Origin of the sequence: Cellulophaga sp. (assembly GCF_039943695.1) — a bacterium.
GTDB lineage: Bacteria > Bacteroidota > Bacteroidia > Flavobacteriales > Flavobacteriaceae > Cellulophaga.
On record NZ_JBDVAA010000156.1, the window covers coordinates 1 to 17,058 of the forward strand.

Genomic DNA, 17,058 nt, shown 5'->3' on the forward strand with positions numbered 1-17,058 from the left:
TATCACTAAGGTTACATCTGTAGCACCTACTTTATTTAAATATTTACGGGCTCTTGCCAAAGCTGGAATTGTTGGAATGTTTATGTTATCTCTTAAAATAGTTGGAGCAGAGCCAGTCCCTCCTCCTCTACCATCTAAAATAATATAGTCTACGCCTACATCTAGTGCAAACTGTATGTCTTTTTCTATATGACTTGCTGCAATTTTAAACCCTATTGGAATACCACCAGTACGTTCTCTTACTTGCGCTGCAAAAACTTTAAACTCATCCACTCCGTGAAAATCTGGAAAAGTAGCAGGTGATATTGCTGTTTCACCCTCTTTTAAACCTCTAACTTCTGCAATTTCTTTACTTACCTTAGAACCTGGTAAATGTCCGCCAGTTCCTGTTTTAGCTCCTTGCCCACCTTTAAAATGAAACGCCTGCACATTGTCTAGCTTATCCCAAGAAAAGCCAAATTTTGCTGATGCTAGTTCATAAAAATACTTACTATTACTTTCTTGTTCTTGAGGCAACATACCTCCCTCACCAGAACAAATACCTGTACCAGCCAATTCTGCTCCTTTAGACAGTGCTATTTTGGCTTCTCTAGATAATGCTCCAAAGCTCATATCACTAACAAATAAAGGAATATCTAAATGCAAAGGATTTTTAGCTTTAGGGCCAATAATTACTTTAGTTGCCACATTATCTTCATCTAGCAGCGGTCTACTTGCTAATTGCGCTGGTAAAAACTGAATATCGCTCCATTTTGGTAAGGTATTTCGATCTACTCCCATAGAGTCCGAAAAACCATGGTGCCCTAAATTCTTTAACCCGTTGGTAGCTAATTCTTTAATATAACCAGTGTATGGCTCTGTCTCTTCTGGGTGCGTATCTGCATAAGCTCCTAAATATGCATCTCTATTAAATGGTTGTGGACTATCTGTCAAATAAGCATTTATCTCTGCCTCATCTACAAAAAGATTATCTCCATCAATTTTTGTGGTAAACTTATGTAGTACCTCAGCATTATTATACTCAGACACTCCAGTATCAACTCTATAATCCCAACCATGAACACCACAAATAAGATTATGACCGTCTACGTGACCATCTGACATTAAAGCTCCTCTGTGCAAACATCTGCCGTACAATACAGAAATATCGTCATCAAATTTTACTATTACTAAATCCAATCCATTTACTAATGCGTGTTCTGGTTTTTTATTTTCTAAAGAGCTTACTTGGGCAAGTACAATTGGTTTTTTCATAGGTGGTTTGGTTGTAGGTATTATTAGTGGTTATTTTCTATTGCTTAATTTACAAAAAGAATATAAGATTGGACGAATATATAATAGAAACCTTTCAATACTAAAAACAAATCTTTAACAAACAATAAAAGCACCGCTTGTGCGATGCTTTTAATATAAAGTAACCTTTAAAACAACTATTTATTTAACTATTAAAAAACCAATTTTAATCTCAATTGTAATCTTACAACATCACTATTAAAATTACTTTTTTAATAACTCTTTCTGCTCTACGGCCTTATTATAATTTGCCTTAATTGTAGGATGACTATTAAAAAACCTTTTACCATTTTTACGCTTTAAAGTAACCTCAACATTACCATTTTTATTGGTATTTATATCCGTAACTACAACAGTAAGGTTTTTTAAACTTTTATAATTTGCAAGTCCACCACGTTTAATAATAAAGTTTTTTTTGGGTAAAATTAAATGTTGATAAGTAGCAGAAGATGCTTCTCCTATTCTAAGCTCTGTACCTACTTTAATGTCTGAATTTAAAGGTTTTGTATTTGCGTGTAAAACCACTACCAAACATAAACTCATTACTAATGTTATTATTTTTTTCATATTCTTAAAATTTTAGATTGAAAATAACAAAATGCAATAAAAAACACTAGTATTTTAAATATATTTTAACAAAAACAAAAGCACCGTAAAAACGGTGCTTTATATTCAAGATTTGAGGGGAACAGTCGTATTTTTATTTCGCTACAATTATAAAATCAGATCTTCTGTTTATTAAATGCTCTTGTTCTGTACATTTAACACCGTTGCTACATTTATTTTTAAGTTTTATTTCGCCAAAACCATTGGCACTTTCTATGCGGTCTATATCTACACCTTTAGATATTAAGTATCTTCTGGTAGATTTTGCTCTATTGTCAGACAATTCTAAATTATAGGCATCTTTACCTCTAGAGTCTGTATGCGATTCTATTTTTATTTTAGTCTTTGGAAATTCATTTAAAACAAAAAGCACCTTTTGTAATTCTATTTCTGCTCTTGGTGTAATGTCATACTTATCATAATCAAAATAAATAGGATCAACTTTTATTTTTTCTACGTTATCCTCCTTTACAATTAAGCTTTCAAAAGGTGTTAAAAACACTTTGTTATTTAAAGATGGTTCTTTAGGATTTTCTTGTGTTGCTATTGTTATTGTTTTTTTAGAATACTTATCCTTAGCAAATACAATTTTACTTGTTTGGTTACAAGGCAAAACAAAATTATAATAACCATTTACATCTGTTTTACTATTTTCTATTAGCGTATCATCTTCATCATAAATAGCAACTGATACTCGCTCTAATGGCTGTTGGGTTAACTTATTATATACATTACCAGAGTACTCTAAACAGTTAACGGGTTTTGCTCCTTCAAAATGATAAATATCATCATCTCCCATACCACCATAACGGTTAGATGCTATGTAACCGCTGTTGGAAGCCATTTCTCTAATAAAAGAAAAATCGTCCATATTACTATTTATAGGTTTCCCCATATTTAGTGGTAATGAATACTCACTATTTGGTAGTATTTTAGATGCAAAAATATCTAAACCACCTAGTCCATAATGTCCGTCTGATGAAAAATACAACTCGTCCTTGTCTACAAAAGGAAACATTTCTCTACCTCTTGTATTTATAGTTGGCCCTAAATTTACAGGTTTACCTACCACATCTCCTGATGAAGATAATTCTACCATATAAATATCACTAGAACCATAACCACCATCCATATTAGATGTAAAATACAAATGCTGACCATCTGCACTTAATGCAGGATGACCACAAGAATAGTTTTTACTATTGATACTTAAAGACATTACATTAATTAACTTATTATCTGCAATTGTACCCTTTAATATTTGCATATTAGATAACCCATCTGCATTGGCTGTAAGCTTATTTTTTTTGATAAAATTACGTGTAAAATATACAGTTCTTCCGTTGTTAGATATTGCTATGGTTGCATCATGAAAACTAGACTCCATATTTTCTAAAAACTTTTCTGGTACAAAATCTTGTTGCTTAGGGTTTGTAAAATACAAATCTAAATAAGGTTGTTTGTTCCAAGGATAAAGTTTACTAGACTTAGCAGTGTCTCTAGCAGAGGCAAATACCAACCCTCTAGAATACATTGCGGGTGCAAAGTCTGACTTTGAGCTATTAAAAGGCATATTTTTAATAGTATATTTTGGTTTTGTCTTAGAAATGCTATCTAAATACGCCTTTTGTAATAAAATCATTTTTAGTTTAGTAGGGTTTGTATAATACTCTTTTAAAAGCTCATCTGCCCTATCTACATCCATACTAGCTTTTAAACTTTGTACTAGTTTTATAAGGTTGCTTTCTCCTACTTCTTTTCCTTTTATGCTATATAACTTACCATACCAATCTTTTGCATTTTGGTAATCATTTATATTAAAATAACTATCTGCTAAACGTTGTATAACGTGTAGTGATGGTTTTCTTTTTTCTGATGCTACGCTCGAATATAATTTTATAGCTTCACTAAACTTAAAATCTTCAAAATAAACATCTGCTCTTTCCTCTTTACTTTGTGCTACAGATAATGAAGCAAAAAGTATACTTAAAATGAATAAACTTTTTTTCATATCTATATTTTTAAAAGAATCTTGGTGATAATGCTCTCTTTTTAGAATTGAAAACACTGTACTTTAAAATAACTTCATGAGATCCATTATTATAATCTCCTAAATCTGTTAACGTATAATCATATGCGTAACCAATAAATAATTCTTTGGTTATGTTAAAACCTGCTAGTGCACTAACGGCATCGTCATAACGGTAAGCTGCTCCTAAACTAAACTTTTCTTTTATTAAAAAATTACCAGAAACATCTACAGTAATTGGCGCTCCAGATACGTGCTTGGTTAAAATAGTAGGCTTAAATTTTAAATTGTTAGACAAATCAAACACATAACCACCCATTACGTAGTACTGACTTTTACGGTCTGTTACAACCTCATCATTATCTTTTAAAACAGACGAGTTAAAAAGATTTTGGGTAGATACACCTGCGTACCATTTTGTTCCGTACATAAATGCTCCTACTCCTAATACAGGACGTACATCTTTATTGTTTTCATTAAAAACAGGATCCATATTATCTTCATAAGATCCTTTAGACCAATCTATGTTTAAAATGTCTACACCAGCGTTTATACCTAATGATAGTTTAGTTACATAGCCTAGAGGCAGTTCATAAGCAAAATTACCGTTTACAGTAATGTTATTAGATGCTCCTAGCTTATCATTAATAGCACTTAATCCTAAACCAACTTTTTCTCCAAATTTACCTTGTATAGAAAAAGACTGGTTGTTTGGTGCCCCTTCTAAACCTACCCATTGAGAGCGGTGTAAAATGGTTGCTTCTAATTTGCCACTTGTTCCTGTATAACCAGAGTTAAGTGCCATAGTGTTGTGCATATATTGTGTGTACTGCGGTGCTTGCTGCGCATTTGCAACACTTAATCCAAACAGACTAAGTAATAGCAGTGTATATTTTATATTTTTGGTTAACTTCATTTTGATACTAATTTGGGGTTGTTGTGTAGGTTAATTTTATCTTGCTATTTGCAGCCAGCCCTTAAGCGTTCTGTTTAACTCCGGAATAGCAATAATGTAATAGTAAGTACCAGATGGTAAATGGTCTCCTTTGCTTAAAACACCATTTACATTGGCAACACCGTTCCAGTCGTTTCTGTAATTAACAGCTTCAAAAACTTGGTTACCGTTTCTGTTAAAGATTTGTACTGTATTAGACGCATAGTCTTCAATACATTTTACTTTAAAAAAATCGTTATAACCATCATTGTTTGGTGAAAACTCATTGTAAACAAATAAGCAAAATTCTTCACCTAAAACCTCTCCACAAGAAATGACTCCTACTTCTAACGTTTCTTGTTCAGATGTACATCCTGTAGCACCATCATAAGTAACTGTAATTTCTGTATTTGATAAATCTTCCCAAGTAACAGTTACAAAGCTATCTGTACTTGTACCACCTTCTGTTATTGTACCTCCAGTAACTGTCCAAACATAATTTTGCTTGCCTGTTTCTGTAGTATACATATAGGAATCTTCTAAACAAGCTTCTTCAAAAATACCTGTAATTGTAGCTTGTTCTGCTTCTTCTATTGTAATAGTTATTGCTAACCTATCATCACTCTCACATCCAGATGTTAAGTTTGCTACATAGTATGTTGTACCATCTTCCAAAACTGTATCAGAGGCTAGCATTGTACCTCCTGTTTCTGAATCATAATAAACAACAGCCGTTTCGTTTATCTGTATATCTGCCAAGGTAGCATTACTTGTACTACAAAATTCTTGTGCAGTGTTACTCGTTGTTGGTGCAGGTTGTGTAAAGGTTACTGTAATAGCTAATCTTGTACTACTTTCACAACCATTTTCTGTATTAGCAACATAATATGTTGTACCATCTACTAAAGCTGTAGAAGGATCTAACATTGTACCTCCTGTTTCTGCGTCATAAAAAACAACACTAGTTTCATTAACTTGTAAGTCTCCAACTACCGGATTGTTTGCTTCGCAGAAAACTTGCGTAGTGCTTATAGTAGTTGGCGCTGGTGTATCTAATATTGTTACTGTAATTTGTATACGCGGTAATACAGATAAAGGAACATTTAAAAGTCCTACATAGTAAGTACCACCATCTGTTAATACTGTATTAGCATCTACCGTTGCACTGCCTAAAAGGCTATCAAAAAACACAACATTATTACCATTTACATCTAAATCTAGTAACGTTGCATTATCAGAAGCGCAAAAAACCTGATTTAAATTATCTAGTCTAAAGTCTGGAATTGTAACTATAACATCATCTGTAATACTACAAAGACCTCCTGATATAAAAACTTCTAATAAATTATCTATATCTGATAAAAGATCTGTACCATCTACTGCTATATTAAATTCTAAGTTAGCATCCAATATACCTGTGTAAGTTGTACCGTTTAGCGCAACAGTAATTTCATCACCAGCATTAACATCTCCTGTTACAGAACCTGTAATATTTGTTGCTGGGTTTACCTGGAAAATATTAATTAAGTTAGCTAAGCTAATATCTGTATCTAAAGTAACATCTACTGCTGTACTTGCAGAATCTACTATAGTTACTTCTACAGGTTTTAAATCGCCATCTGCATTTTTACAACCAGCAAGATTATCTGTACTACCTACATAAAAAGTATAGGGACTATTAACATCTGTTAAACCCGTAATAGATAATACTCCGTTTTCATCTATATTGTATGTTGCACCGTTTAAAACCATACCATCTGTAATTGGCATTGTTTCTGCGCTGTCTAAAAACCAATTGTATGTTGCATCTATAGCACTAGAAGGTACTAATACAACTGTACTTTGTGAACATAAAGGGTTTTCATTACCAATTACGGTAATATCTGCAGCTGTAGGTGTTGCTATTACATTAACAGGAACCTCTACTCTAGCAGATTCTTCCGGACAACCAATATGAGCAGATGCTACATAGTAGGTTGTATTACTATTTAAAGCAGGAGTAGTAAACGTATCTCCAGAATTTACAGTTGCTAGTAAATTACCACCTGTTTCTGCATCATACCAACGTAATTCTACTGTTGCACCTTGTGCCGTAGCTACTAGGTCTGCTGTAGAACCACTACATATATTTATATCTGTAGTAGATGTAGATAAAATTGGTTGCTCTGGAGCTCTATAAATATCATAAATACGTATTTGTTGACCAACAGCTACGTTTAATAACGAAGACAAACTAACGGTAATCCTATTAACAGATTCTCCTGGCTTAAACGCTAATACTGTACTATTTCCACTCTGTAATAATCCTAATAAGTCTAAAGACAATAAGCTTGATGCATCTGAAGTATAAACTTGCTCTGTACCATTACTTGCACTAATACTTACATTGTTTAATAAGCCTAAATTAACAAGAGAAGGGTCTACAGCTAAACGTATGTATATAACATCGTCTTGGTCTGAACCCGAATCAAAATAAATAGTTTGCTGTATGCTTGCTACAACATCTAAAACTCCTAATCCTAATTCTGAGTAGGTTGATGCATCGCCATCTAAAGCAAAGTTAGGATTTGCAACACCTGCACCTCCTAAATTTAATAGGTCTAAAGATATTCCGCTACCACTAAAAGAAGTATAACTTGGTAAGCCGCAACCAGCTGTTCCTGTAGTATAGTAAGACTCATAAACACCTAATTGCCTAGTGTTGTTTAACCCTATTAAAGATCCCATAGAATTGTCAATACGTATTCTATTGTATTCTTGGTCTGGTGTAACTGCTAAAAAATAGTTATTGTCTTTGTCTGCAACCACACGAACATCTTCTGTTGAAAAGCCATTAGTTGCATTAGAAAATTTTTCTAATACAGTAACTGCATTATTTTGTGCTTTTACAGCAAACTCCTGGTTACCTAAAAGTAAAACTCCTGTAATGTCTGATAGCAGGCCTCCTAAACTACCACCCAATAGACTAGACAGTATATCGTCTTGAGTTTCTATTTTAGTGTAACTTGTAGTATTTGCAGGTAAATTTGTAGGGTACTGCAACTCTAAATGTCCTGTGTAAGCACCTATACCTACAAGTATTCCGGAGCTAGCATTTATGTCTGCTTTAGTTAATAAATTGACGTCTACTGCATTATTGGCATTGTCTACCCTATCTTGTATAGGAACTGTTGTAGCGTAATTTTTTGTTTGTGATTTTAAATTTGTGGTAAGCGCGAGTAAGACTCCCACAAAAATGATTCTAATTTTCTGGGGTAAAATTATTTTCATTTAGTTAGATTTTGGTTAAGAACTAATTTGGTATAGTTATAACGTAACCTAGCTCATAAGTATTCTCCACTTATTGTGTTTACTCGATGAAATACACCCCATTTCGATGAAATACACAAAATTTTAAGAAATTGAAGATTATGCAAACGTTTGCAGTAATTTTTAAAAATAACTCAATCTTTTAAAAATTAACTATTTATAAAATATGTAACAAAAAAAACACTTTTAAAACAATTTACATTGTCTTAAAAGTGCAGCAATAAAATAGATTTTAACCTAAAAAATCCTATTTAAAATATAATTGTGTAAAGTATAATTTTCCGTTTTCATCAGCTTTAATATTTATAGCTGTATATGTAAAATCACCTTCCATTACTTTTTTGTGAGTTGGACTATTAATCCAAGCTTTTACAACACCGTTTGCTGTTCTAAAATCTTTAGCTAAGTTTTCTGATACAAAATCTGCTTTTGCCTCTACAGCTAAATTAGATGCACGTAAATCAAAATTATCGTGACTAATTTTTCCTGCATCAATCATATAATCATTGTGCTGTGCTGCATAACCGTATGCTACTTTACCATATTCTAAAGTATTTAAACCCTTAGAAACTCTGTACTCGTTTACCAACGCTATTACTTCTTTCTCTAATTCACTAGAAGTATCTACTTGTGCGTAAATAGCATCTTCTTGCTCAACACTCTCTGTAGTACAAGAAGTCATTGTAATAAATAAAGCTAAAAGTCCTATTGGTAAAAATTTAAATTTTGACATGGTAAAAAACATTTGTAGGTTAAATCTGAGACAAAGTTACCACGCCTTTAAAGCCTTTTTTTAAATTATCAAATGAACGCACTATTTTAAACGGTGAACTGCAGAATTGTGTCCTTAAAGCATCTATAAAAAAAATCGTCAAAATTTTTCATCCCTAAAATATGCAGATTATCTAGGGTTAGCCACTTTTTAATTAATAGTAAAAAAGTTAAAAGGAGAATACATTTTTATTCTCTACAGTAATTATATACTTTTAGATCTGAACTCAACTACAACTCAAAAATGAAAAAATTAGCGTTTTTAAAAGTCGTTACCGTTATAGCAGTATTTAGTTTTACTACACAAACAAAAGCTCAAGATTTAAAAATTGCTGTAGATACTACGGTAGTAACAAACCACACTGCTACTATTAACAGCACTAAACTTACCTACTCTGCCACTACTGGTACACAACCTGTTTGGGATAAACAAGATAATGTGGTTGCTACGTTATTTTATACCTACTATAAAAGGACCAATGTTAATAAAGGAGAAGAACGCCCATTGGTAATATCTTTTAATGGTGGTCCTGGCTCGGCATCTGTCTGGATGCACATTGCATATACTGGTCCTAAAATTTTAAATATTGATGACGAGGGTTACCCTGTACAACCGTATGGTATTAAAGATAATCCGTATTCTATTTTAGACGTAGCAGATATTGTTTACGTAAATCCTGTAAATACGGGTTACTCTAGAATGGTAGCACAAAAAGACGGAAAAATGCCAGACCGCAAACAGTTTTTTGGTATTAATGCAGATATTAAATACTTGGCAGCCTGGGTAAATACTTTTGTTACACGTAACAACAGGTGGCAATCTCCTAAATATATTATTGGTGAAAGTTATGGCGGTACGCGTGTATCTGGCTTAGCCTTAGAACTACAAGAGTCACAATGGATGTATTTAAATGGTGTTATTATGGTATCACCAGCAGATTATAAAATATACAACGCAGACGGACCTTTATCTTCTGGTATAAACTTACCTTATTTTACTGCTGCTGCTTGGCACCATAAAATGTTACCTGCTGCTTTACAACAAAAAGACTTGTTAGAGGTATTACCAGAAGTAGAACAATACACCATAGACAAGCTAATGCCTGCTATTGCTAGAGGTGGTTTTATAACAGATAACGAGAAGCAAGAAGTTGCAGAAAAAATGGCGTACTACTCTGGTATGTCTAAAAAAGCAATTTTAGACCATAACTTAATGGTGCCTACATCTTTCTTTTGGAAAGATTTACTGCGCAATAAAAGCGGACATACTATTGGACGTTTAGACTCTAGGTATTTAGGTATAGACAAAATGGCTGCAGGTACTAAGCCCGACTATAATGCAGAGCTAACCTCATGGTTACACTCTTTTACACCTGCAATTAACTTTTACCTTAGAGAACACTTAAACTTTAAAACAGATCTTAAATACAATATGTTTGGTAGTGTACACCCTTGGGACAATAGCAATAATAATGTTAGAGAAGGTTTACGCAAAGCAATGGCAGAAAACCCATACCTAAAAGTATTGTACCAAACAGGGTATTATGATGGTGCTACAACCTACTTTACCTCTAAATATAGTATGTGGCAAACAGACCCAAGCGGAAAACTAAAAGACAGGTTTACTTTTAAAGGCTACAGAAGCGGACATATGATGTATTTGCGTAAAGAAGATTTAAAATCTGCTAACCAAGACATTAGAGCATTTATTAAAAACAGTGCTGCTAATGGTAAAGCTGCTAAGTATTAGAGATAGGTTTTATGTTTGATAGAAATTTAGGTTATAAGCTTATAAATAAAATAAAAAAAACCGGAAAAATTTCAATTTCCGAAGAAAGTAAATGTTATTACCACTGTAAAATAAATGGAGAACCTAAAATTATTTCCTTAAATAAAGATTTAAGAGATTCAACTATTTTAAATTTTAACGAAATTCATAGGTATAAATTTACTGGAAATTATTTATTGATATCATTTAAAAATGGATATACGGAAATAATAAATTTGAAAACTAATAATAAAGTAAAAATTGAGAAAAAACTCTCATTCGCATTAACATATGAAAATCAAGGATATATAATTATAAATTCAACAAATAATTTACTTATATATGACAAAATTGAAAGCACTATAGAAGAGTTTACATTTTACAAAGAGCTAATTTTTAAAGCGATTACAGATTCAAAGCTAATATTTTACGGCAATGAAGGCAACAAAATATTCATTTTTGATATCGATTTAATTATAAATCACAAGCAAAAATCCTATGAAAATATCCCTTTTATTACTTGGAGCGATACTAATGAGAATACAACACTATATGAAATAATTATCAAAGATCAACTTCTATTAATTTTAAAAGGTACATCTGTTATATGCTTAAATATTGAAACTGGTAAAGTAGTTTGGTCTCTTAATAGTGAGATAGCTAAAAGAATGGGAGTTATTTCTGGCGAATATTTATACACAGCATCTAACACAAGTCTTACTAAAATAGTTATTGCATCTGGTAAGGTTGAGTATGCGATAAGATTTCAAGAAGAATATCTGCTAGAAAAATTAATAACTCTTTATGGGATAGAAGATTTAACCTTATTTAAAAATGAGTTATGGGCTTATACTAAATTTGGCACCTTATCTTTAGTTTGTATTGATACAGAAACCGCTTACTTTAATAAAGTAATTCCTTTAGAAAGTTTAGGCATTAAAACTGGTATATTTTCTTTTCAGTTTTATAAAGACAAGCTTTTTATTCACGATTACGATTATACGTTGCACATTTTTGAAAAAGAAAAAGTAATTTAATTTAGTTAGATGCATTCAACGGCACAAGCAAGATGCTTGCGCTAGTGGGGGGGGGGTAACAGCACAAGCGTGACGCTTGTGCTAGCGGGGAATTATTTTTGAATTAATAGATATTTCAAATTAGACTTTATGCTTAAAAAAATTAAAATAATCAAAAACAGCAAAAATTATCAGATATTAAACTATAAACTACAAGTTTTTAATAAAATTAATAAGGAAAAAGTAATTTATGATTTAGCAAAAATAACGGAGATAACAACCATTAAGGACTCTTCTGAGGAAATTATGGTTGAAATAGGTAATCACATTTTAGATTCAAATTTAAGAGGTTTTGATAAGAAGTCTTTTGAATCTATTTCATTTTTAAATAATCCAAATTATATAATTCATAATTATAAAGTAATAATTACAAAAAAAGTGAACTCTAATTTTCAAGTAACTTATTACATTTCAGATTTACCAAAATATAATAATCAAAAAGAGATAGATTTAATAGGGTATCCTATTCATTCCTACAAAGATTTTTTTATACTTCATAAAAAAGAAATAAGCTTATATAATTATAGAGATGATAAAATTTTATGGTCTGTAGTTATTACTAAGATTGGAGACTTGAGTACCAGTGTAATAAAAACTATTATTAAAAATCAACTTCTATTAATTTTAAAAGGTACATCTGTTATATGCTTAAATATTGAAACGGGTACAGTAGTTTGGTCACTTAATAGTGATATAGCTAAGCAAATGGGAGTTATTTCTGGCGAATATTTATACACAGCATCTAACACAAGCCTTACTAAAATAACTATTGCAACTGGTGAGGTTGATTATACTACAAGATTTCAAGAAGAATATCAGCTAGAAAAATTAATAACTCTTTATGGGATAGAAGATTTAACCTTATTTAAAAATGAGCTATGGGCTTATACTAAATTTGGCACCTTATCTTTAGTTTGTATTGATAAAGAAACCGCTTACTTTAAAAAAGTAATTCCTTTAGAAAGTTTAGGCATTAAAACTGGTATATTTTCTTTTCAGTTTTATAAAGACAAGCTTTTTATTCACGATCACGATTATACGCTACACATTTTTGAAAAAGAAGAAACTAATTTAATTTAGTTAGATCCATTCAACGGTACAAGCAAGATGCTTGCGCTAGCGTTGGTTTTACTAGTATAATAATCATTTTGCTACACTCGAATAAACTTCCAAGTATCAAAAAAAATAGATGTATTTTACTCTAATTAGTTGCCGTCTATTTTCTCTGTTTAAAAAACAATATTGATAGAACTTACTTTAGGGTCTCAAAAAATTGAAAGCCTACATACACACTTTGCTGTCCTATTAGGAATTTGTTCGAATTCTATATAAATTTGAAAAAAACACATATGGTAAATGTATATTAATAAAATATCACTAATTTTTATTGGATTTTTTTTTATTGTTTCCTGTAATAGATCTAATAGTCAAATATTTTCTTGCTTTACAGATGACAATTTGTTAATGAATATTTCGATTGCAGAAGAGAAACTCATAAGTAATAAGTTTCTTGTAGATAATAGCCCAGAGAGTTATAAAAAATTGTTTATTAGAACTATTACAGATTATGATTTATTTAAAGGAGATTCCTTTGAAGAATTAAAAAAAATAATATTACCTCTTAACCTTTCTCAAGATTTTTCTTCTAAAGAAGTAGAAGCTTGTTTTATAGCTGCTACAAAACAAAACCCTAATATGTCAAAAATCTTAGAAGCAACTTCAAAAATTGATGAAATTAGAATGTCAGGAAATCTTCCAGAAGGTTTTACTTATGAAAATTTTGATATGACCCAGTTTATGAATGACAAATATAAAGTTACTTGGTTTGAGGGAGAAGAATGTAAGTTAATAGTCTTAATAAACATCTATCAGAATATTAAATCTTAAATTATAAAATACAAATTGAGTGTGAGACCGCCCTGCTAACGCGAGCGTCACGCTCGTGCCATAAAGAGTAAGCAAACAAGTAAAATGTGTGCACTAACAGAGAAACTAATTTACTATAATTCTACAAAAAAATAACTCTTAAAAATTATCAGTATCAGCTTAATAGCTACAAAACCCTTACCATTGTTAATAAGTAGTGCTTAGTAGTAAAGTAAAAAAGGGATAATCGTTCTATTTTTGCTAACTCTTTGTAAAATAAATTATGCGATATTTAGAAGTTGGCGATAAGCTTTTTAATGTAAAACGAGACGGTTTTAACGACTTTGCACGTTACTCTTTCTCAGAGGTTATTTCACTTACCAAAACCTTAGCTGTTTTAAAAAACGGAGTAAGATTGGTAAATCAGCCTCGTAAATCTTACATTATTAGTGATGTTGGTTATCCGGTTTCTAAAAATAAAGGTGCGCATTGGCACATTGTTACATTAGAAGCCATAAGAGATGCACAGGTAGAAAATGCCAAAATTGAAGCTTACGACTGGTTTCAAGAAAAAGAATTTTCTTTAAAAGAAATTATGTTTATTCATAGAAAGTTTAAAGAACTAGAAAAGCATTTAGAATAACCTAAATGCTTTTCTAGTTTCACTATACGCTTTTTAGGCTATTTCTTTTCGCCATTGTAAAAGTGTTTTTACTAATAATACACTTACAACTCCCATTAAAGCTAGTATTAATATTTCTGATATGTTAGAAGCTTCATAAGCTACAGCTGTTAAAAAGTGGTATATATTAAAAATGCCTAATAAAATTGCCCAAATTATAGAGGTTAGTCTAAACCACTGTTTAGATATTTCTAAAGTTGCTATACAAAAAAGCATTGCTATACCTTCAAAAAATATACGGTACAAATGGTGTTCTACGGGTACATCTCCTGTAGCACCTTCTATCATTAAACTCTCATTATAATACACACCAAATAAACCGTAAACGTGGTGCAGTATAAAGCCTACTACAATTAGCAACCAGTATATTGAAATTTTTGTTCTCATAAATTTTATTTTTTTAGATTGATCTTTTTCTACTTCTTGTTGGTTTTCTTGTTCTTTTCTTTGGTCTAAAACTGTTTTTTGATACTCAGCTAGTAGTTTAGCGTGACTTACCTTTGGTACTTTGCGTTCTATTTTAAAATAAACAGCTAAAGCCACTGATGCTAATACCAGCCAAAAGGCATCTATTGTAAAAACATCTAATTGGTTGTTTGCAAAGGTTTTAAAAAACCAATTACCAGATACCAAACCATTAACTATTGGTATTAAAAACCCTAAAACACTCCCACATAACAAGCTGTATTTGTTAATTATGTAATTGTCTCTTTTACTTTTAAAATAAATGGTTAACAATAGCCAGCCCACAAAAAATACGAGATACAAAATGGTTTGCCTACTTGCATCTAACTCTCTTGGTAGTAATTTAGATGCTATAAATGATAACGCTGTTATAGGAAACATACTTAAACATATGGCCAAATACACGTGCCCTACTCGCCTATTGTACAATTGCTTTGCTGCAGATATATTTTTTTTGTTACGTGCCTCTAGCCAAATAAGTACTCCAGATATAATTACAAAACAGGTTATTAAGGCTAGTATAAAGTAAACCACCTTTAAGTACATACCACCAAAATCTCCAAAATGTAGTTTACGTATGGTAAGCTCTACATCTTCTACATAACTGTTTACATATGGGTTTTTCTCAGATTCAATAGTATTGGTTGCCATTTTATAAACAACTCTTCCGTTACCTAAAAACTTTTCTTTAGAAGCTAGTAAACCATCAACCTGAAACATCATATTAGTTGCCCCATAATTCTTAATATAAATTTGCTGAGCTGTAAAGTTTTCCCATTTTTTATCGGCCTTAGCCATAAAAGAATTTACATCTAAAACAGTATCCATTTTTCCTTCTAACGGATAAGTTTTCATCATTGGGCGTATGTCTTCTAATAACTTTTCTTGATTATTGTTATACACATAATTAGCTGGCAACAACACAAAAACAGACATACATAAAAAGCAACTTGTAACTGCATATACAAACTGAAAAGGCAAACCTATTACGCCTAATGCCGTGTGTGCATCTGTCCAAACAGTTTTTAGCTTAGTTTTAGGTCTAAAAACATAAAAATTAGACACCATTTTTTTCCAATGTACAATTACACCTGTTACAATTGCAAACAAGAAAAAGAATGCTACAAAACCAGCTATGTAAATACCTATTGTTGGTAGTTGATGAAAAAAATGTAACCTGTATAATAGCTCTCCCAAACTATAAAATGCATAATACTCACTTATTTTATACGTTTCTTGATCTGCATAAAAGTAAGATGGTTTTTCTGGTACATTAACAACTGTGGTGTCTTGTGAATCTGTTAATTGTACATAAATATCCTTTTTAGCATCTGGTGGTATTATACGTATATCTCTACCGTAAAGTGTATGCCCTTCTGCTTCTATGCTTTTAATAAGCCTATTAAAATCTATATCTTCAGGAGCTAAAATTTCAGATGTATTTCCTTTTTCCCAAGCAGTAATTTCATCTTTTATAAGAGCAAAGGCTCCTGCAAAAAATATAATGTATAAGGCTACACTAATTACAATACCGCTAACGGTATGTGTATGAAAAAAAACATTGTAATTACGTTTACTCATTATACTAGAGGTGAATTAAGTTTTCCTAGATAAATTGCAATAGCTAACAGTAGACTTAGTACTAAATACACTAGCCAAACCAACCATCCGTTTTTAAATAAAAAAGGAACAACCATTAATGCTCCCCAAACTATAAATATGGTATAAATAGATGTTGCCAAAATTACTTTTGGATCTGGTAACCAAAGCGCTAATGCTATATGAACTAATGATGCTACAATATAACCGCCTACAATACCTGCAGATATTTTAGCAAACTGTTGCCAAGGATTTGTTGTTAAATATTTAGAATTTGCTGGCATAATTTATAGTGATTTTTCTAATAAAAAGGCTACTAAAAAAAGTAGTGTTAGTAATTTGTAGTTTACAATTTTTAAAGGAGCTAACAGGACAATTAAACTCCAACTTAGCATTAAAATAATTGTAAAAATTATAAGCCCTGCTCCTAATCCAAATGCATAAACAGCTAAAAACAAACTATATAAAAAAAGCACAATTGCTGCTATTTTTACACTTTTGGGTTTGTTATGTAACCAAAATAATAGTTTAAACTGTTTTGTAATTACGGCTCGTTTAGAGGTACTATAATGTAGCAAACAAGCAAGGGTGGTTACTAAAATTAATATGGTCATTTTTTAATTCTGTTTAATGTAAACATCCTAGCCTGGTACATAGCCA

Annotated in this window: 14 protein-coding genes; 5 read left to right on the forward strand and 9 right to left on the reverse strand. The window is 31.4% G+C overall.

What is annotated here, in order from left to right:
- From ABJD66_RS09890 to ABJD66_RS09915, 6 genes are all read right to left on the reverse strand, one after another.
- A partial coding sequence (locus ABJD66_RS09890) for a glutamate synthase-related protein (protein ID WP_348130984.1) occupies window positions 1–1,254 on the reverse strand: 1,254 nt, incomplete at its 3' end.
- Window positions 1,255–1,497: 243 nt separating this feature from the next.
- Entirely contained in the window at window positions 1,498–1,860 is a 363-nt protein-coding gene (locus ABJD66_RS09895) for a hypothetical protein (protein ID WP_348130987.1), read from the reverse strand.
- A gap of 133 nt (window positions 1,861–1,993) precedes the next feature.
- Entirely contained in the window at window positions 1,994–3,910 is a 1,917-nt protein-coding gene (locus ABJD66_RS09900; protein WP_100896852.1) for an OmpA family protein, read from the reverse strand.
- 10 nt (window positions 3,911–3,920) lie between these two features.
- A complete protein-coding gene (locus ABJD66_RS09905) occupies window positions 3,921–4,844 on the reverse strand; it encodes a type IX secretion system membrane protein PorP/SprF (protein ID WP_348130990.1) in 924 nt (307 codons plus the stop codon).
- Window positions 4,845–4,880: 36 nt separating this feature from the next.
- Complete coding sequence (locus ABJD66_RS09910) at window positions 4,881–8,132, reverse strand: gliding motility-associated C-terminal domain-containing protein (protein ID WP_348130992.1); 3,252 nt, start codon at window positions 8,130–8,132, stop codon at window positions 4,881–4,883.
- 286 nt (window positions 8,133–8,418) lie between these two features.
- A complete protein-coding gene (locus ABJD66_RS09915) occupies window positions 8,419–8,904 on the reverse strand; it encodes a CAP domain-containing protein (RefSeq protein WP_100895672.1) in 486 nt (161 codons plus the stop codon).
- 282 nt (window positions 8,905–9,186) lie between these two features.
- On the opposite strand from ABJD66_RS09915, the gene ABJD66_RS09920 reads away from it, so the two are divergent.
- The 5 genes from ABJD66_RS09920 (at window position 9,187) to ABJD66_RS09940 (ending at window position 14,295) form a co-directional block, all read left to right on the forward strand.
- Window positions 9,187–10,692, forward strand: coding sequence for a carboxypeptidase (locus tag ABJD66_RS09920; protein WP_348130996.1), 1,506 nt, complete (start codon window positions 9,187–9,189; stop codon window positions 10,690–10,692).
- An 11-nt stretch (window positions 10,693–10,703) separates the two neighbouring features.
- On the forward strand, window positions 10,704–11,747 hold the full coding sequence (locus ABJD66_RS09925) for a hypothetical protein (RefSeq protein WP_348130999.1): 1,044 nt from the start codon (window positions 10,704–10,706) through the stop codon (window positions 11,745–11,747).
- Between the two features lie 129 nt (window positions 11,748–11,876).
- On the forward strand, window positions 11,877–12,866 hold the full coding sequence (locus ABJD66_RS09930) for a hypothetical protein (RefSeq protein WP_348131002.1): 990 nt from the start codon (window positions 11,877–11,879) through the stop codon (window positions 12,864–12,866).
- Between the two features lie 276 nt (window positions 12,867–13,142).
- A complete protein-coding gene (locus ABJD66_RS09935) occupies window positions 13,143–13,673 on the forward strand; it encodes a hypothetical protein (protein WP_348131004.1) in 531 nt (176 codons plus the stop codon).
- A gap of 262 nt (window positions 13,674–13,935) precedes the next feature.
- Entirely contained in the window at window positions 13,936–14,295 is a 360-nt protein-coding gene (locus ABJD66_RS09940; RefSeq protein ID WP_100895666.1) for a pyruvate kinase, read from the forward strand.
- A gap of 33 nt (window positions 14,296–14,328) precedes the next feature.
- On the opposite strand, the gene ABJD66_RS09945 is transcribed toward ABJD66_RS09940, so the two are convergent.
- Genes ABJD66_RS09945 through ABJD66_RS09955 form a run of 3 tightly spaced genes read right to left on the reverse strand, consistent with a single transcriptional unit; the run spans window position 14,329 to window position 17,012 of the window.
- On the reverse strand, window positions 14,329–16,380 hold the full coding sequence (locus tag ABJD66_RS09945; RefSeq protein ID WP_348131007.1) for a PepSY-associated TM helix domain-containing protein: 2,052 nt from the start codon (window positions 16,378–16,380) through the stop codon (window positions 14,329–14,331).
- Window positions 16,380–16,682: a hypothetical protein gene (locus tag ABJD66_RS09950; RefSeq protein ID WP_303541479.1), complete on the reverse strand. Its 303-nt coding sequence runs from the start codon at window positions 16,680–16,682 to the stop codon at window positions 16,380–16,382. The genes ABJD66_RS09945 and ABJD66_RS09950 overlap by 1 nt, the downstream gene beginning before the upstream one ends.
- Window positions 16,683–16,685: 3 nt before the next feature.
- Entirely contained in the window at window positions 16,686–17,012 is a 327-nt protein-coding gene (locus tag ABJD66_RS09955; RefSeq protein ID WP_303541478.1) for a hypothetical protein, read from the reverse strand.
- Window positions 17,013–17,058: the final 46 nt, after the last annotated feature.